General features: G+C 40.8%; 17 protein-coding genes. 6 read left to right on the top strand and 11 right to left on the bottom strand.

Annotated elements, in window-relative coordinates; genetic code table 11:
- Positions 1-186: 186 nt before the first annotated feature.
- From accC to msrA, 4 genes are all read left to right on the top strand, one after another.
- Positions 187-1545 (top strand): acetyl-CoA carboxylase biotin carboxylase subunit, encoded by a 1359-nt coding sequence (gene accC / locus QI031_RS14805; protein WP_281485875.1) that lies wholly within the window; start codon positions 187-189, stop codon positions 1543-1545.
- A 606-nt stretch (positions 1546-2151) separates the two neighbouring features.
- Positions 2152-2883: a PEP-CTERM sorting domain-containing protein gene (locus QI031_RS14800; protein WP_281485874.1), complete on the top strand. Its 732-nt coding sequence runs from the start codon at positions 2152-2154 to the stop codon at positions 2881-2883.
- 218 nt (positions 2884-3101) lie between these two features.
- Complete coding sequence (locus tag QI031_RS14795) at positions 3102-4727, top strand: alkaline phosphatase D family protein (protein WP_425526024.1); 1626 nt, start codon at positions 3102-3104, stop codon at positions 4725-4727.
- A gap of 119 nt (positions 4728-4846) precedes the next feature.
- A complete protein-coding gene (msrA, locus tag QI031_RS14790) occupies positions 4847-5512 on the top strand; it encodes a peptide-methionine (S)-S-oxide reductase MsrA (RefSeq protein ID WP_281485873.1) in 666 nt (221 codons plus the stop codon).
- A 37-nt stretch (positions 5513-5549) separates the two neighbouring features.
- Here msrA and QI031_RS14785 read toward each other — a convergent pair whose 3' ends face one another.
- The 6 genes from QI031_RS14785 to QI031_RS14760 all read right to left on the bottom strand — a co-directional run bounded on the left by QI031_RS14785 (position 5550) and on the right by QI031_RS14760 (position 11848).
- Entirely contained in the window at positions 5550-6722 is a 1173-nt protein-coding gene (locus QI031_RS14785; RefSeq protein WP_281485872.1) for a serine/threonine protein kinase, read from the bottom strand.
- A 480-nt stretch (positions 6723-7202) separates the two neighbouring features.
- Positions 7203-7988, bottom strand: coding sequence for a class II glutamine amidotransferase (locus tag QI031_RS14780; protein ID WP_281485871.1), 786 nt, complete (start codon positions 7986-7988; stop codon positions 7203-7205).
- A 172-nt stretch (positions 7989-8160) separates the two neighbouring features.
- Positions 8161-8784 (bottom strand): hypothetical protein, encoded by a 624-nt coding sequence (locus QI031_RS14775; RefSeq protein WP_281485870.1) that lies wholly within the window; start codon positions 8782-8784, stop codon positions 8161-8163.
- 137 nt (positions 8785-8921) lie between these two features.
- Entirely contained in the window at positions 8922-10400 is a 1479-nt protein-coding gene (locus QI031_RS14770) for a CoA-acylating methylmalonate-semialdehyde dehydrogenase (protein WP_281485869.1), read from the bottom strand.
- A 118-nt stretch (positions 10401-10518) separates the two neighbouring features.
- On the bottom strand, positions 10519-11103 hold the full coding sequence (locus tag QI031_RS14765; protein ID WP_281485868.1) for a Uma2 family endonuclease: 585 nt from the start codon (positions 11101-11103) through the stop codon (positions 10519-10521).
- A gap of 106 nt (positions 11104-11209) precedes the next feature.
- The gene (locus tag QI031_RS14760; protein ID WP_281485867.1) at positions 11210-11848 is read right to left on the bottom strand and encodes a peroxiredoxin; all 639 of its coding nucleotides are present in this window, start codon (positions 11846-11848) and stop codon (positions 11210-11212) included.
- A 154-nt stretch (positions 11849-12002) separates the two neighbouring features.
- Between QI031_RS14760 and QI031_RS14755 the strand changes: the two genes are divergently transcribed.
- Entirely contained in the window at positions 12003-12347 is a 345-nt protein-coding gene (locus QI031_RS14755) for a hypothetical protein (protein ID WP_281485866.1), read from the top strand.
- 74 nt (positions 12348-12421) lie between these two features.
- On the opposite strand, the gene QI031_RS14750 is transcribed toward QI031_RS14755, so the two are convergent.
- The 4 genes from QI031_RS14750 to QI031_RS14735 form a co-directional block, all read right to left on the bottom strand.
- Complete coding sequence (locus QI031_RS14750) at positions 12422-12697, bottom strand: MoaD/ThiS family protein (RefSeq protein ID WP_281485865.1); 276 nt, start codon at positions 12695-12697, stop codon at positions 12422-12424.
- A 57-nt stretch (positions 12698-12754) separates the two neighbouring features.
- On the bottom strand, positions 12755-14059 hold the full coding sequence (gene thrC / locus QI031_RS14745; RefSeq protein WP_281485864.1) for a threonine synthase: 1305 nt from the start codon (positions 14057-14059) through the stop codon (positions 12755-12757).
- A 486-nt stretch (positions 14060-14545) separates the two neighbouring features.
- Positions 14546-16453 (bottom strand): 1-deoxy-D-xylulose-5-phosphate synthase, encoded by a 1908-nt coding sequence (gene dxs / locus QI031_RS14740; protein WP_281485863.1) that lies wholly within the window; start codon positions 16451-16453, stop codon positions 14546-14548.
- Between the two features lie 218 nt (positions 16454-16671).
- Entirely contained in the window at positions 16672-17352 is a 681-nt protein-coding gene (locus QI031_RS14735) for an S-layer homology domain-containing protein (RefSeq protein WP_281485862.1), read from the bottom strand.
- Between the two features lie 557 nt (positions 17353-17909).
- Between QI031_RS14735 and QI031_RS14730 the strand changes: the two genes are divergently transcribed.
- The gene (locus tag QI031_RS14730) at positions 17910-18338 is read left to right on the top strand and encodes a hypothetical protein (protein WP_281485861.1); all 429 of its coding nucleotides are present in this window, start codon (positions 17910-17912) and stop codon (positions 18336-18338) included.
- Here QI031_RS14730 and QI031_RS14725 read toward each other — a convergent pair.
- On the bottom strand, positions 18335-18724 hold the full coding sequence (locus tag QI031_RS14725) for a hypothetical protein (RefSeq protein ID WP_281485860.1): 390 nt from the start codon (positions 18722-18724) through the stop codon (positions 18335-18337). The two genes, QI031_RS14730 and QI031_RS14725, sit on opposite strands and share 4 nt — an antisense overlap.
- Positions 18725-18777 lie beyond the last annotated feature (53 nt).

Below are 18777 nucleotides of genomic sequence, written 5' to 3'. Positions count from 1 at the left end.
GAAGGCAGGGGAAGCAGCACTTCGGCTACGCGGCAGTTGAGCGTAGTCGAAACTCAGTGACCAGGGAGGCAGGGGAGGGAGCTTTCTTAACCAAACCATATTGTTCAGTTTCCTGACTCCAATTAATAACTTTTGCCAGAAGTTGAATAACCAAGTCGATAACGGGAATTTCTAGGAGAAACGTTGATGAAGTTTTCCAAAATCCTAATTGCGAATCGTGGAGAAATTGCCTTGCGTATTCTCCGCACTTGCGAAGAAATGGGGATTGCTACTGTTGCAGTTCACTCCACAGTTGACCGCAATGCTCTACATGTTCAACTGGCTGATGAAGCTATTTGCATCGGTGAAGCTCCCAGTAGTAAAAGTTATCTGCATATTCCTGGGATCATTGCTGGGGCTTTAACTCGAAATGCTTCGGCGATTCATCCTGGCTATGGTTTTTTAGCTGAAAACGCTCGATTTGCGGAAATTTGCGCCGACCACAATATTACTTTTATTGGCCCTTCCCCAGAAGCTATGCGGGCAATGGGAGATAAATCAACAGCCAAGGCAACCATGATTCGTGTCGGCGTACCTACTGTACCGGGTAGCAATGGATTACTTGAAGATGCTGAAGCAGCACGGATAATTGCTCGTGAAATGGGCTATCCCGTGATGATTAAAGCTACTGCTGGTGGTGGCGGACGGGGAATGCGGTTGGTTAAAGATGATCATGACCTAGTAAAACTGTTTGCGGCTGCTCAAAGTGAAGCAGAAGCAGCCTTTGGTAATTCTGGTCTTTATTTAGAAAAATTTATTGAGCGTCCCCGCCATATTGAATTTCAAATCTTAGCAGATAGCTACGGTAATGTGATTCACCTCGGCGAGCGAGACTGTTCTATTCAACGTCGCCATCAAAAATTGCTAGAAGAAGCTCCGAGTCTAGTTCTGACTCCAGAACTCCGCAAAAAAATGGGTATGGCTGCTGTTATGGCTGCTAAGTCAATCAACTACGTGGGTGCAGGTACAGTTGAGTTTTTGCTCTCCCAAACAGGGGATTTCTATTTTATGGAAATGAACACCCGCATCCAAGTTGAACACCCCGTGACTGAAATGATCACAGGTCTTGATTTGATTGCAGAACAAATTCGGATTGCCCAAGGCGAAAAACTACAATTGACTCAAGAGCAAGTAGTTTTTTCTGGTCATGCGATCGAATGTCGAATTAACGCCGAAGATCCAGAACATGACTTTCGTCCCCAACCAGGGCGAATTACTGGTTATTTGCCACCTGGTGGCCCTGGTGTCAGAATAGATTCTCACGTTTATACCGATTATCAAATTCCTCCTAATTACGACTCGCTAATCGGTAAATTAATTGTCTGGGCTCCCGATCGCACTACGGCAATTAACCGAATGAAGAGGGCTTTGCGAGAGTGTGGAATTACAGGGTTAGCAACTACGATTAGCTTTCATCAAAAAATTTTGGAAACACCAGAGTTCTTACAGGGTGATGTTTATACCGACTTTGTAGAAAAAGTTATGATGTCAAAGCAATCAGGTTAAACACAAATTTCCTCATTTTGTGTCAAAAAACACTGGGGATCTGATAAAAGTATCTTGGATGAAAAGGACTGCATTAAAAATTATGGAGTAAAGGTATTGTGATGTAAGTATATTTTTTCTATGAAGTTTCTGTCTTTATACCTTATTTTCCCTAGATTGGTTGTATATTTACTTAAGTTTTCAGTTGAATTTAATACATAAATACATCAGGAAACAAATAAACTCTAGTACTGTGTCAACCAACAATTGAAGGTTTAGCAAGTTCGTAATAAGGACTTAAGCTCTTATTACAAACCCTCAAAATTAACTTGATCAAGTACTAGTTAGGGTATGCTGAATAGCTTTAAAAGTCTTGTATTGTAAGCTTTTGCGGCTATTTTTGGAAAGAAAGTGCAAGATAATAGGGATATAGGGCTTAAAAACCTAGGATATCAAATTTTTTGGAGTCCAAAAAATTGGAAACTATAGGTATAGGGTAAAACTGTTAAGAGTTCCTACCTCCACCGAAGGACTTTTTCAGCAAGCCCTAGTTACATCCTATTTTTCACTGGATTTCAGAACATGAATTAAACAAAATGCAAAACTTATACTAATTAAGGATAACCAATGAAAAAGTATTACAAATTAGCAATTAGTGCTACTGTTATTTGTCTGGGATTAGGATCAGTAGATCAAGCCCAAGCAGTAAATGTTACCTTAAGTACGGCAGATAACCAGTTCATTGAGGGAACTCACAATCAAGGCTGGTGGAGTACGTATAATCCTCGTTTGGGCTATAATGATAATTTCAACGATAATTATCTTACTGGTAAACTACGTACAACTACTTATCGGAGCTATTTTACATTTGACCTTAGTACCATAGCAAAAAACCCTGTTTCTTCAGCAACACTACAAATTCAGCGATTTATCGGTTCCGGTAATTCATCACCTACTATAAGTTTCTTTGATGTTTCGACACCTGCAAGTAGCCTGAACCAGAAAATCAATAATCCTGATTTGGATATTTATCGAGATTTAGGGAGTGGAAAAAACTACGGAACATTCCAAGTTACGTCTACTGGTGATAGCGAGGAAATTCTGAACTTTACTCTCAACTCGAACGCTATTGCAGATATCAATGCCGCAGGTGGGAAATTTTTCTCAATTGGAGGTGCGCTTAAAAATAATGTTGATGCAGGAGATCAATATCTTTTCGGTTACGGTTATGGTGCGCCAGCTAAACTTGTAGTCAATACCGCTGATGTTCCTGAACCTCTGACTATTGGGGGAACCGCGATCGCAGGGGCAATGGGATGGTGGTTAAAGCGTAAACGCAAAGCATCCTTAACTCCCTAAATAATATCGGAATTTGCGCTTCGCAAGAAAGTTTTGTGAGTTAACTAGTAGTTATTTCAGTACTCTCAGGCGAAGCATGATTATCAGCAAAGAAGCGCACATCTAGTTGTGTGCTTCTTATATTTATTAACCGTTAGATAACTCAATCTTTACTCATTACTACAGGGGAATATAGTAAGTAACTATTTTGTAATAGCTTTACTTATTATTTGCCATAAATGAATATTAAATCTAAGCAGCCGTTGCAGTTCAACCGTCGCCAGTTCTTGCTACGTTCAGCTGTGACAGCAGGTGGCATTATTACCACAAACCTTGTATCAAAATCACCAGTTTTTGCTCAATCCCCTGCATTTATTACCTCCGACAAAATGCGTCCTGCAATACCTTATGGCGTAGCTTGCGGAGACATCACCGACGATCGCGTGATCATTTGGAGTCGTAGCGATCGCCCTGCCAAAATGTTAGTAGAATATTCCACGAGCGAATCTTTTCGCCATGCGCGGCGCGTTGTCGGACCAAATGCTTTAGAAGACAGCGACTTTACAGCAAGGCTTAATCTCAACAACCTACCGCCAAATCAACAAATATTTTATCGGGTAATTTTCCAAGATTTAGATTACAAAAACACTTATAGCGCTCCTGTAGCTGGGAGTTTCCGTACTCCCCCAATGTATAGCAAATATGGACGATATGGACGAGATGTATTCTTTGCTTGGAGTGGTGACACTGCTGGTCAAGGATGGGGTATCAATCCCGACTTCGGTGGGATGAAAATTTACGAAACTATGCGGAAAGTTAATCCCGACTTTTTCATCCATTCTGGCGATAACATTTATGCTGACGGCCCCATCCAATCAGAGGTCGTGCTAGACGATGGCAAAATCTGGAGAAACATCACCACACCAGAAAAATCTAAAGTAGCAGAAACTCTAACAGAATTTCGGGGTAACTATAAGTACAATTTGATGGATGAAAACATCCAGCGCTTCAACGCTGAAGTTCCCATCTTATCCCAGTGGGATGACCATGAAACTACTAACAACTGGTATCCTGGAGAATTTCTCCTTAGTGATGACCGCTATACAGTCAAGGATGTTTCTTTGCTAGCCCAAAGAGCAAGACAAGCCTTTTTAGAATATATGCCGATTGGATATAAGAGCAACAATACAGACAAAGCAAAAATTTATCGCTCTTTTAATTACGGTCCTTCACTAGAAATTTTCATGCTGGACGAACGCACCTATCGGGGGCCAAACACCCCCAATAACCAGCCAGTCCAAAGTAAAGAAACAGAATTTTTGGGTAGAAAACAGGTACAGTGGTTGAAAAAACAATTACACAAATCAAAAGCAACTTGGAAAGTCATTGCTAGTGATATGCCATTAGGCTTGATAGTCCGAGATGGTAGCACTGATTTTGAAGCTTGGGCTAACGGGGATGGTCCAGCTTTAGGTAGGGAATTACAACTTGCCGACTTACTACGATTTATTAAGTACAGCCAGATCAAAAATGTTGTTTGGTTAACCGCCGATGTACATTATGCTGCTGCTCATTACTACGATCCAAACAAAGCCCAGTTTAAGGACTTTAAACCTTTCTGGGAGTTTGTCGCAGGGCCACTCAACTCTGGTACATTCGGGCCTAATGAATTAGAAAATACTTTTGGGCCACAATTAAAATTTCAAAGCATTCCCCCTGGTACAAAAGCAAATCGACCCCCTAGTGAGGGTTTGCAGTTCTTTGGCACAGTCAAAATTAGTACTTATACAGAAATAATGACAGTAACGCTGCGGAATTTAGCAGGAGAAATTATTTACAGTGTAGATTTGCCACCGGAAATGTAAGTTGTCAAAAATATGGCTAGTAGGGAAATTTCCCTACTGGCTGTAATTCCAAGCGATCGCCAGATTCTTTACAATATTAAATAAGGTAAAGATGTTTATGAGCAACCAGGTTAGAATCAATGGCACTATTTGGATTTGGCAAAAAGTCGGTTATGCCCACTCCTGAAGAAGCTTTATCAGGAAGAACGCAGCCGATATCCGTACCTGACCGTCATTACGTTAATCAGAATCAACTGAAACCTCCTTATCCCGAAGGATTGGAGAAAGCATTGTTTGGTTTGGGCTGTTTTTGGGGTGCAGAACGCAAATTTTGGCAACTCAAAGGAGTTTACACAACCGCAGTGGGCTATGCTGCGGGTTACACGCCTAACCCTACCTATGAAGAAGTATGTAGCGGTAGGACTGGTCATAATGAAGTAGTTTTGGTTGTATTCGATCCGCAACTGATTAGTTATGCAGAACTACTTAAGGTCTTCTGGGAAAGCCACAACCCTACCCAAGGAATGCGCCAAGGTAATGACACTGGAACCCAATACCGTTCTGGAATTTATGTGTATTCTGAAAGTCAAAGACAACTAGCACAAGCATCAAAAGATACTTATCAGCAAGCTCTCAACGGTGCAGGTTACGGAGAAATTACTACAGAAATCTTAGATGCACCTGAGTTATACTATGCCGAAGCCTACCATCAGCAGTATCTAGCCAAAAATCCCAACGGGTACTGTGGTTTAGGAGGAACTAATGTCTCTTGTCCTGTGGGCGTAGTTGAATCGCCAGTAAATTAATCAATCAAAAGCAGGGGGAGTGGCTCCCTGCTGTTATTTACAAAACACTTGTCAGCAAAGCGATCGCTCCAACCCACATCATGATACTGATAGGCGCACCAATTAACATACCAGCGATCGCCCAGCCTCTTTGATGAGCTTTGAATTGTTCAATACTGCGCCACTGTCTACTTTTCCAAGCCCATTCGTTACCTTTTGCACCCATTGCGATCGCCATTACCCAACCAATTTGGGGTACAAAACAAAATAATCCCAACCAAACTTGGTTTGTCCACAACCACAACCAAGGTAGTAAAAACGCTCCCCAATTCCATCCCTGAATTTCATCAGGGATTAGTTCATGATGATTATTAATTCCACAGCCAGAATTATTAATGATTTTTTGACTTTTAGGTTTGACAACAAGACCAGATTTCAACACATCTAAAGCTTGACGAGCGCTAGTAAAACGTTGTTCTGGTGCTGGTTCTATTAACTTTTGCAGCCATTGAGCGAAACTGGGACTTAAGTTAACTCGCTCAGCAAATTGTAATCGCAAATCTTGTTGGGGTAATTCAGCAGGAGGAATCCCAGTTAACAAATGAATCAAACTTGCTCCTAAAGCATAAAGATCCGATGCTGGAACCGCCCGACCACCAAATTGTTCCATAGGTGCGTAACCATAAGTACCCACAACGGTAAATGTCACGCCCTCTTTGGCAGCCTTATCTTGAACTGCACCAAAATCCACTAAATAAATCCGATTATCTTCACCCCAAATTAAATTGCTTGGTTTTATATCCCGATGCAATACACCAGGATTCATCTCATGCAAATATATGAGAATATTTAAAATTTCAGCAGCAATTTTCTTAACTTGTTTTTCAGTAAATCTTTTACCAACAGCAAGTTTTTCCTTCAGCGACTCACCAGGAATGTATTCTTGTACCAAGCCAAACCAGAGTGTGCGGTCATCAATACAAAAATAATCAAAATACCGGGGAATCCGGGGATGGTTGAGGTGTTTGAGAATCTGTGCTTCTCGTTCAAAGAGTTTTAGGTCATCCCATTGTACAGTACCGCCAAAGGCCAAGAGTTTGACCACAACTAGCGATTTTTCGGCATTAGTAGCTTGTAAATCTTTTGCTAGCCAAGTTTGACGGATTCCATTATTGCCGAGTTGGCTTTGGATTTGATAACGGTCTTGTAAGATCTGTTCTGTTTGCAGCATCTGACACCTGCCGGCAATTTACGCTAAGGTGATTCCCCATATTATTAAGGATAATAACTATTTGAAGAAGTTGCTTAGAGAAACTAATACCGTTTCACTTAATAATTGATATAAATAGGCAGCAGGGGAGCAGGGAGCAGGGAGCAGGGGGAAAGAATTAAAGACCAATCATCTATTTCAAGTATTTCGTGAAATGGTATGATAGGCAATACTGCTCGGTTAAGCTCAAAAAGCTTAATATTTGTAGGTTGGGTTGAGGAACGAAACCCAACATGTCTGGAGTTTTTTTGGGTTTCACTTCGTTTAACCCAACCTACAATGATCCTTAACCGAGTAGTATTGGTATAATAGATGTCTCTTTTGTAAAGATTCTAGTAGTTTGTCCTATTAATTTTGCTAGTTTAATGGAAAAGTCCAGTTTTATTTCTCCCCCTGCTCCCCTTGCCTGCCTCCGCCCGTCATTTTTAAGTTGACAGAACATCATGGCGATCGCTCATCTATACTCAAGGGCAAACCATTTTGAAATACCAGCAAATCTCCTGGTGGGATTTTTGTCCAGACTTCGTTGTCTGTGAGGGGAGTAGTAGCAATCACAGCAACGCGATCGCGCTCAGTAGTTACCTCTCGAAAATCCACAGTCATATCTTGGTCAATCAAGTGAGCAGCAGCAAAAGGCGCTTGACGTACAATATAGCTCAGTTTAGTTGAACAATGGGCAAAAAAGTGTTCCCCATCAGAAAGTAAGTAATTAAACTCGCCTATTAAATTTATATTTTCAGTAACTTTACGTAATACAGGATACAGTTGTTCTAAATTAGGCTTACCGTCAGGAAAGTTTCGTCGTAAGGTTTCTAAAATTACACAGAATGCCTTTTCACTATCTGTGTTTCCTACAGGTTGAAAAAACCGCTGATTTTCTGGCTCAAAGTCTGGTAAATTCCCATTATGAGCAAATACCCAATATCTTCCCCACAGTTCTCTACGAAAAGGATGGCAGTTTTGAAGGGCGACTTTACCTTGGGTAGCTTTGCGAATATGAGCAATCACATGAGTAGAGTGGATAGGATAGCACCGCACTAACTCTGCAATCGGAGAATCAATTGCAGGTTTTTCATCTAAAAATAACCGACAGCCTTTTCCTTCAAAAAAAGCAATGCCCCAACCATCACTATGATGATCAGTTTTGCCTCCCCTTGCCGAAAACCCTTCAAAAGAAAAGCAAATATCGGTTGGAACATTACAGTTCATTCCCAGCAATTGACACATAACAAAACTAAAACAATAGTTTTAGCTATTAATTAAGATTATTGATACCATTTAACGTACTATTTTAAAGTTTTTTGTCAATTTAAAACGTATTTAGCCTTACATTGTTTAATAATACAAACGCACTATTATCTTATCAAAGATACACCATACCGCTTTTTTACTAAAATTTTTAAGGGTTGAGAATACCAACTAAAATCTGCATTAATTCTTGCAAATCAGTTGGGACGCGATAGAGCATTAAATCTTGAGTTATGAGGCGACTAACTCGTTGGAAACTACCAAACTGCCAAATATCTCCTGTTGTGACTGCACCGTACAATATAGGTTCATCCGCTTCTATCCAGGAATCTATAGCAATTAGTTCCACAGCTAGTTGTGTAAATCCCCGTGTTAAATCTGCTTGTTTTGCTTCGACAACCAGTATTTGACGTTGAGACTGTAAGTAATAGTCCAAATCTCCCCGGAGGAATTGATTAACTTCAATTGGATATTCAATATTAATTGTTGCTTCAGTAATATGTGCCACTTCCAACAATATAGGAGCAATTAACACTTCTCTCCGTGCCGCTTCACTAGTGAGACTGACACGAATAATTGCTTCTTCTAATCGCTCTTTTAAGTTGCTTAATCGAGGAATTTGATGATTACTAACTGGCAAACTTAGGCTTGTTTTAGTTAAACTTACACCCAATTCACGCAGAATATCGGCTGGAGCGAATCTTAAATCAAAGTATTTGTGGAAGGTGTAAGTCTCTGACGGTTTGAGGATAGGGGGACGCTGTGGTACAGTCAAGTCACTTCGCTCCAAATTAAAAATTAAAAATTATTAATTAAAAATTGCAAGATGCTTAATACCAATCTTATATAAACTTGCACTTAATGATTATCCTTTTCTTCCTTGGCGTTCTTGGCGTTCTTGGCGGTTCGTAATTAAAATTGACGTGACCAATCACTAGGCCAACGTTCAACAATGACTTTAGTTTGAGTAAAAAACTCGACTGCGTGGTTGCTTTGCCCATGTAAATCACCAAAAAAGCTATCTTTCCAACCACTAAACGGGAAAAACGCCATTGGTGCAGCAACGCCAATATTAATACCAATATTACCTGCCTCTGCTTCGTAACGGAATTTACGAGCCGCTGCACCGCTAGTAGTGAATAAACAAGCCATGTTGCCATATTGACCGCTATTTACTAAAGCGATCGCCTGATCAATAGTATCTAAATGTATTAAGCTCAACACTGGCCCAAAAATCTCTGTACGAGCAATTTCCCCGGCTGGCTGGACATTTTGCAAAATTGTGGGACGGATAAAGTTACCATTTTCATAACCAGTAATATTGGGATGCCGTCCATCTACTAACAAGTTTGCACCTTCGTCTGCACCCTTTTGAATTAATTCTTCAATTCGTGTCTTACTTTGGGCAGTGATTACTGGCCCCATTTGCACACTTTGGTCTAAACCGTTACCTACTATCCGCTTTTTAGCAGTTTCGGCGATCGCTTCTGTAAAAGTTTGACGGGCTGTGCCGACTGTGACTGCAATTGAGGCGGCTAAGCAGCGCTGTCCAGCACAACCAAAAGCACTATCAGCGGCGATTCTGGTAGTCATTTCGATGTCTGCATCTGGTAAAATAATAATGGGATTTTTTGCGCCTCCTTGGCATTGTAATCGTTTACCGTTGGCTGCTCCCCGACTATATATATATTTAGCTACTGGCGTAGAACCGACAAAACTAATCGCCCGAATTTGAGGATGGTCTAAAATAGCATCTACAACTTCTTTAGTGCCGTTAACTAAATTGATCACTCCTTTGGGTAGACCCGTTTTTTCCAGTAACTGAAAAACTTTTTGCATCGTCAACGGCACTTTTTCCGAAGGCTTGACAATGTAAGTATTACCACAGGCGATCGCATAAGGTAAAAACCAAAAGGGAATCATCCCCGGAAAATTGAAGGGACAAATTACTGCCGCCACTCCTAAAGGTTGACGAATCATTATCTCATCAATCCCTTTAGCGATATCTTCTAAATTAGTTCCCTGCATCATCATGGGAATACCACAAGCGACTTCCACGTTTTCAATTGCCCGGCGCATCTCGCCTTGCGATTCCGCCAAAGTCTTACCACATTCCAGGGTAATCGTACGAGCTAAATCTTCAAAATGTGCTTCTAATAAATTCTTGAGTTTAAATAAATACTGGACTCGTTCTGTCGGTGGGGTACGTCGCCATGTTGTAAAAGCTACTGCGGCGGCTGTGGCAGCTTCATTTAACTCCAATGCTAGTGATAGAGGCACTTGAGCCAGAACTTCTGCTGTAGCTGGGTTGATCACCTCTAAATAATCTGTAGCTTTAGATGCACACCACTGACCATTAATATAGTTAGGTAAGATAGAAATTGTGTTCATAAAAGCATTTAAGATTTTTATTTGACTTAACAAAAATAAGGATGCAAGCCCACACGACTGGCTCCTAAATTTATTTATTTTTAATTTTTAATTTTTAATTCCCCTACAGGGGTTCATCTCACCAGATTTTACTCATATTCAGGACAAACCCAGGCAATACCAAATCGCCGCTAACACTAGCAGGATTATCCAGACACTCCTCTGGTTTTCCTGGACGATAAATATAAACTTGACGCTGTTTGCGGTCAATTAACCAGCCTAACTGGATTCCTGGCTCTTGCATATATTCCTCCATTTTTTCTTGCAAAGATTGGAGGTTATCGCTAGGAGATCTAAGTTCAACTAAAAAATCTGGACAAATGGGAGCAAATTTTTCTTGTTCTTCGGCTAAAAGAGCATTCCACCGTTCTAGTTTAACCCAAGAAGCATCAGGCGATCGATTTGCACCTGTTGATAATTTAAATCCAGTGCTGGAGTCGAAGGTTATACCTGTACCATCTTGTTCTGACCACACCCACAATTGGCCGAATATATTGCCTCCTCTATTACCTGTTGTCCCTCCTGTCGGTGGCATAATTGATATTTCTCCTAGTTTATGACGTTCAATGCGTAAGTCACGATTCACTTGACAGAACTCGAAGAACTGTTCATCTGTCATTTGTATTGATGAGGGAATTTGCAATACCAAGGGAGATGAAAGCATAAAATTGACCTAAGCTAGGCTTTAATTTTATTCTCACGCAAAGACGCAAAGACGCAAAGCTTTATCTTCGCGTTTTTGCGTCTAATGTACGAAATTATTTGCAGATTTACTTGTTGGGCTGAGGAGTCATCCGCAAATAGGGTTTGACTTCTTGGTAGCCTTTGGGGAATTTCTGCTTTAGGACTTCTGGATCTTTGAGTGAGGGAACGATGACGCAATCATCGCCGTCTTTCCAGTCAGCTGGTGTGGCTACACTGTAATTATCAGTTAATTGCAGAGAATCGATTACCCGCAGAAGTTCATCAAAGTTGCGTCCAGTGCTGGGGGGGTAGGTAAAACTCAGACGTAGTTTTTTATCGGGGTCAATGACAAAAACCGATCGCACTGTCAAAGATGCATTGGCATTAGGATGAATCATATCGTAAAGATCAGAAACTTTATGATCTGAATCTGCCAAAATTGGGTAGTTGAGAGTGGCGCTTTGAGTTTCTTCGATGTCTCCTACCCAACCATTATGGGATTCTACATCGTCAACGCTGAGAGCGATCGCTTTGACATTACGCTTGTCAAACTCTGGTTTGAGTTTGGCAACGGTTCCTAATTCTGTTGTGCAAACAGGTGTGAAGTCAGCAGGGTGAGAAAACAGCACTACCCAGCTGTCACCTGCCCAATCGTAAAAATTGATGTCGCCATGTGTGGAGGCTTGCGTAAAGTTAGGTACTGTATCACCGAGACGGAGAGCCATGAGAGATTCCCTGTAATAAAAGAAAGCTTTATGTGTTCTATTTTGTCATCATGACATAAAACCCCTATTACCCAATCGGGCTTTAGCGGTTTGAAACAAAATTTTAAATTGTCAGCTCTGATAAGAGCTAAAACTACTGATAAGGAAGTTGAAAATGTACATGAGTATAGTCGAACAAAAGTTACAGATAGAATTTACCTGGAAAGAACAACTACTAGCTGTTCGTTTTCAAAAAAAGTGGGAGATACCACTAGCTCATATTCAACAAGTGACAATAGCCAAACCCCAAAGTAATTGGAAAGATTTACGCGCCCCTGGAACCTTAATTCCTGGGGTGATTAAAGCTGGAACATATTACACCCAAAGGGGTAAAGAGTTTTGGTATGTGAATAGGCAGACCAATTATTTAACAATTGAACTACAAAATGAATCCTACAAACGGATTATCTTGACCATTGATAATAATCAGTCTTGGCAAAAAAACCTTACCCATTCCTAAATACCAATTTAAACAGATCAAAAAGAGCTTTTTTGGTTGAAGAATAGTTAGAATTGGACTATATTTTTGCTATTTCAACCACCTGCAACAGCAGGGACAATACTCACTTCATCACCATCTTTTAAGGCTGTAGCTGTCCCTTCCAAAAAGCGGATATCTTCGCTATTTACATACAAATTTAAGAAGCGTCGTGGTTGTCCTTGTTCATCACACAACCGCGATTTGATACCTGGACAATTTTGCTCTAAAGAATCAAATAATTCAGAAATATTTCTACCATTACATTCTAGGGTAGCTTGATTATTGGTAAATTTCTGAAGAGCAGTAGGAACTAAAACTGTTACAGCCATAGAGGTAGGAAAGTTAAGAGTGAAAAGTGGGGATTTGTCCTTGGTTTGAACAAATGATTAAACGAGGACTTGTTGCCATTCCAAGCGATCAAGTGTACGCGATCGCTCTAAGGCACGCTCAAAGCTATCTAGTTTAGCATCAATTGTCAAAGGTTCACCAATGTAACCTTGTACTGCTTCTTGGGTTTTCAAACCATTGCCAGTAATGTAAACCACAGTAGTTTCATCTGGATCAATCTTGCCAGCTTCTACCAATTTCTTCAGCACAGCCACAGTTGTACCACCGGCTGTTTCTGTGAAGATACCTTCGGTTTCTGCCAGTAGCTTGATGCCGTCAATAATTTCTGCATCATTGACTGATTCAATATTACCGTTAGTTTTGTTCGCTATATCTACAGCATAAACGCCATCTGCGGGATTACCGATCGCAATGGATTTAGCAATTGTATTTGGTTTGACTGGTTTAATAAAGTCGCGCTTTTCTTTGAAGGCTTCAGCAATGGGGGAACAACCTTCAGCTTGAGCGCCACTGAAACGTACACTCTTCGCTTCCACCAAACCAACTTCTACAAACTCTTGGAAACCTTTATAGATCTTAGTAAACAATGAACCAGAAGCCAGAGGCGCAACAATATGGTCAGGTAGTTCCCAACCGAGTTGTTCAGCAACTTCAAACCCTAAAGTTTTGGAACCTTCAGAATAGTATGGGCGCAAATTAATATTGACAAAACCCCAACCATGTGTATTTGCGACTTCCGAACACAGGCGATTGACTTGATCGTAATTACCTTTCACAGCCATGAGAGTAGGACTGTAAACCAAGCTACCGAGAATTTTACCTGCTTCCAAATCTGCGGGGATGAATACACAACAGTCTAAACCAGCATGAGCTGCGATCGCCGCTGTGGAATTTGCCAAATTACCAGTACTAGCGCAAGAAACAGTAGTGAAACCTAATTCCCTTGCCCGACTTAAAGCCACTGACACCACCCGATCTTTGAAACTAAGGGTGGGCATATTCACGGCATCATTTTTAATATAAAGCTTATTTAAACCCAAACGACGCGCCAAACGATGGGAACGAACTAATGGAGTCATACCAGTTCCCACATCTATGACATTGTCAGTTGCCACTGGTAAAAAGGGACGGTAACGCCAAATTGAATTTGGCCCGGCTTGAATTTTTTCACGGCTGACAGTTGAACGTAGGGCGTTGTAGTCGTACTTAACTTCTAAAGGGCCAAAGCAAAACTCACAAACATGACTAGCTTCGAGTTCATATTCCGCGCCACATTCCTTACATTTCAAGGCTTTTAAAGTAGCATTGAGCGTTTTATTGTCTATGGTTGTTGCTTGAGTCATAAACTAGCTTCCCCTGTTTATCCGTCAACTGTCGCTTGATAGTAACACGAGCAAAAATACCAGTCAAACATACCCGACTATTTTTATCGGGTATACTAATTTGTACTTAAAATCACGGCAATAATATTTGTAAAATTTAAATGTAAAGAACAATTTCAAACAATAGACCTCTTGCAAAAGTCCTGATTTTAGACTTTTTCTCTGCGTCTCTGTCTTGAAAAGTTTCCTACGCCGGGAAACCCGGCTTCGAGGAACTTTTCGCTGCGCCTCTGCGTGAGGTAAAAAATATTTATGCAAGAGGTCTAATGAAACTGGGGTCTGCGGCAGGATATGATTTCTGGCAACTTTGGTATGGAGGATGAATTATTTTTTGAAATAGAGTTGATAACTGCTGATGCATTAGAAATATCAGTACCCAAATGGGTTCTATATCTAAAAAGAAAAAAGGATGGGAATAACCCACCCTTCTCTAAAATTAGTTATCAACTATACAACAGTAGATACTTGCTGCTCAAAGAAAGCTTTTAAAACTCTTTCAGCTATTTGGCGACTAGTTAAACCTAAGGCTGCCTTAGATTCATCTGGTGTTGCATGATCTACTAACATGTCTGGTATCCCAATTCGCTTCACAGGCACTACAACATCAGCATCCAGTAATGCTTCTGCCACCGCAGAACCAAAGCCACCCATGACACAACCTTCTTCCAAGGTAACAACCCGTCCAATTTTCTCAGCCAAAGGCAAAATTAAGTCGGTATCCAAAGGCTTAACAAAACGGGCATTAATCACAGTGGCTTCAATACCGTGTTCGCTGAGAATTTCCGCAGCTTGCATACTAGGGTAAACCATTGTGCCGTAGCCGACGATTAAGACATCATCTCCATTGCGAAGAATTTCTCCTTTACCAATTTCTAAAGGTTCCCAGCCTTCTTCCATCAGAGGAACGCCGTGACCATTCCCACGGGGGAATCGCATAGCTATAGGCCCGCTGGTGTGATTAATACCAGTGACAATCATGCGTTGAAGTTCTGCTTCGTCTTTGGGGGCCATCATCACCATATTGGGAATGCAACGCAGATAGGCGATATCATACATCCCTTGGTGAGTGGGGCCATCCGCACCAACAATTCCCGCCCTATCTAGGCAGAAAAACACTGGTAGGTTTTGGATACAGACATCGTGAATTATCTGGTCATAAGCCCGTTGTAAAAAGGTAGAGTAGATAGCGGCGACGGGACGCATTCCTTCGGCGGCGAGTCCTGCTGCTAAGGTGACAGCATGTTGTTCGGCAATGCCGACATCAATATATTGATTGGGCAGTTTTACCTGAAGTTTATCTAAACCTGTGCCTGTGGCCATTGCTGCCGTAATCCCCACAATTTTGGGATTGTGTTCAGCTAGTTTGACAAGAGTGTGAGAAAAGACTTTGGCATAAGAGGGAGGTTTGGGCTTGCTAGAAGGTACAGCTTTACCAGTTGTCAAATTGAATGGACTTTGGGCGTGGTAGCCGACTTGATCTTGTTCGGCAATTTCGTAGCCTTTACCCTTCATCGTTGCCACATGCACTAAAACTGGCCCTGGTATTTGATGTGCTTGTTGGAAGGTGGCAATCAATTCTTCTAAGTTATGTCCATCTACTGGGCCTATATAGGTAAAGCCTAGTTCTTCAAAGACTGCACCTACTTTAGGAACAGCTAAGCGCTTCATCCCTTCTTTAATGCGTCCGAGTTCGGGAGATAGAGACTCTCCAACGAAGGGAATTTGCTTGAATTGTTCTTCAAAGTTGTCTTTGATAAACTGCACTGGCGGACTAAGGCGCATTTTGTTGAGATAGCGAGGAATTGCGCCCACATTAGGAGATATGGACATCTCGTTATCGTTGAGTACAACTAGCACATTAGTTTTGGGCAAGTGTCCCGCATGATTAATGGCTTCTAAAGCCATACCTCCAGTTAAAGCACCATCACCAATGACAGCTACTGCTTTAAATTTTTCTCCTTTCAAGTCTCGCGCTAAAGCCATGCCCAAGGCAGCTGAAATACTAGTAGAAGCATGTCCAGCACCAAAATGATCGAACTTGCTTTCACACCGCTTCAGATAGCCAGCAACTCCTGATTTTTGCCTGAGGGTATGGAAATTGCTATAGCGTCCTGTGATTAATTTATGGGGATAAGCTTGGTGTCCTACATCCCAAATAACTTTATCCCGATCTAAATCTAGTGTTTGGTAAAGCCCTAGCGTCAACTCTACAACACCTAAACCAGGCCCTAGATGTCCTCCAGTTGCTGCTACCGTTTGTAGATGCTTATCTCGAATCTGACGAGCAATTTGTTGCAATTGCCTGATCGACAAACCATGCAACTGGTTGGGATGGGTGATTTCACTCAGATGCATATTATAGGGTTTTCCTCTCTAATCTCTACTTCTGGTATTTTTGATTTTCCCACGGTGGGGTTGTCCTCAGAATCATACTGGAACTGAGTGGCTGTCTGTAGCGTAATTTGGGTAATTTTTATCACGTAGCACAACGACGGTTACTTATTCACAAGTCATCATAATTACCTTGATAACTACAGTTGAGTGTATTCATATAAATAAAGCAACACGTAGACCTAAGGGGATTCTGGGCTATCGGGGACACTAGGAACTTCCGGGGTTTCCGGTAGCTGCTGCTGTCTTTGTAAATATTTACTCAACACATACGCCATATCCCCACGGGTCATTGGTCGTAAGGGAGATATATTGTTTTGGGCATCTGTGTTAATAAATCCTTCTGCAATGACTGTGGCGATCGCTTTTCTGGCCCAATTAGGAACAGACGCTGCATCTGGATATGGAGCAAGGGTTTCGTTTACAGTGTCATCAGCAAACTGAAATACACCATAAGCTTGAGCAAAAATGGCTAAACCCTCAGCCCGCGTTACCCTTTGATTAGGGAAAAACAAGTTACCTCGATAGCCTTTCATGATGTCAGTTTTGAGAACTGTCTGAATATCTTTAAATGCCCAATGAGATGCTGGTACATCTGGAATCACTAAATTTTCTTGGCTAACAGCTTGTCTTTTATCCAGTTTAAATACTTTCACCATAATCGAGGCTAGTTCTGCCCGATTTAGCATTCTTTCAGGATAAAAGTTGCCGTCAGGTGAATTGGTCATCAACTTGGCAGCAACTACCTGTTGAATGGGATCAGATGGCATCCCAGAAGCAGGTTTGACTACTTGAGCTTGGACACTTAGTGGTATGTATTGTACTAATGCCACTAGGGAAAGAGTACTGAGAAACCTACGCATAATTTTATCCACTTTCCAGCTAATACGTGCGTATACAACAATTACGTTACATAGGTTAAAACCAATTCGGGTATACCCACGTTCGGAAATTAAGCACTTTTTGTTTCATTTTGATGACGATTTTATATTGTGTAATGTTGCATTGCATATTGACTTATGATGGTTTATCACTAAATTGCCAGCAGCAAAGGCAGGAGTGAAATGTTTAGTCATTACATAGGTATGTCATGCTTTTAGTTCGGTATTTTTATTGTATTCCTAGTCCATGTAAGTATTCATATCATGCTTGACTTAGCACACTAAACCTGTAATTCAAGGAGTTTGGGCAATATTAAAATTCCAAAATACTAAAATATACGTAGTTTTATTGGGCAGTGCTTACCTAAAGATACTTAGATTATTGCAAAAATCTCATTTCTACCTTAATTTAAGTAATTTTGCTTATAGTTTTTATGACAATTTTTTCAATAAAAGCTACAAATTGTCATCCCCAGTTCTCAAAACTTTTGCCTAAAATTAAGATAATTCAGTTCAAAATTATTACAGGCTTCATAAAAATGGATGTAGGATTTTTCAATCGATTTCCTGTAATGCCTTTAGTACTACTCTGGTTGGCTTATGCTCTGCTGGGATGGTATCTTGCGGCTCATCACATTGTTTGGTTAATGGGAGCTTTTATAGTCACTGTTGCTATAGCTATAGTGCGAAAAAGTATTGTTTGGTTAGAGGGTTTAGTTGCTTTTGGCTCTCAAACTTTAGTTGTGATCTTATTTGTCAGCGCATCGATTGCTTTTGTGGAAACTTGGTCACTTTTATTTAGTCTCTTTGTCATTCCTTTAGCAACGACGTGGTTAGCTGATTTAGAGATGCGCTTTGCTGGTTTTAATAAAATGGATTCTTTTTGGATTTTAACAGTTTTAGCAGGATTGGGTTTGACAATAGGAGAAATAGTAGACATTCTATTTTTGCCCAGTGGCAGGTTTTAATCATTGATTTGATAACGCACGAGTTTACGGATATCCTCAATTGACATTCCTAATTTTTGGGCGATCGCTGTCTCGATCTGGCTAATATCTGTTACTGGAAACTCAAAAAATAAAGTTCTCCTCGAAGAGTCTGTGGTTTTAACTGTAACTTTGGTAATGCCTGCACTTTTGTCAACTTCCGCAGAAATAAGTAGTACATACATTGACATCTGTAATTCTGGTGAAGCATCTGCATGAAGTTGATTTACCATGCTATAAGGTCGGCTGAATAAATGTTCTGCTAAGAGGTTGCCACTCAACCAAAAAACTATACCTAAAATAGGTAGAGGTAGCCAAAACTCTAACCCCAGAAAACGCAATGATTTCCACCAATGTTGTGAGAACATATTAGCTGTAAACTTTGGAAGTGATAATTTCACTGATGATAAAGAAAATTAAG

This window comes from Halotia branconii CENA392 (assembly GCF_029953635.1).
GTDB lineage: Bacteria > Cyanobacteriota > Cyanobacteriia > Cyanobacteriales > Nostocaceae > Halotia > Halotia branconii.
Note: the sequence above shows the minus strand (reverse complement) of the source record. Positions and strands in the feature narration are given on the sequence as shown.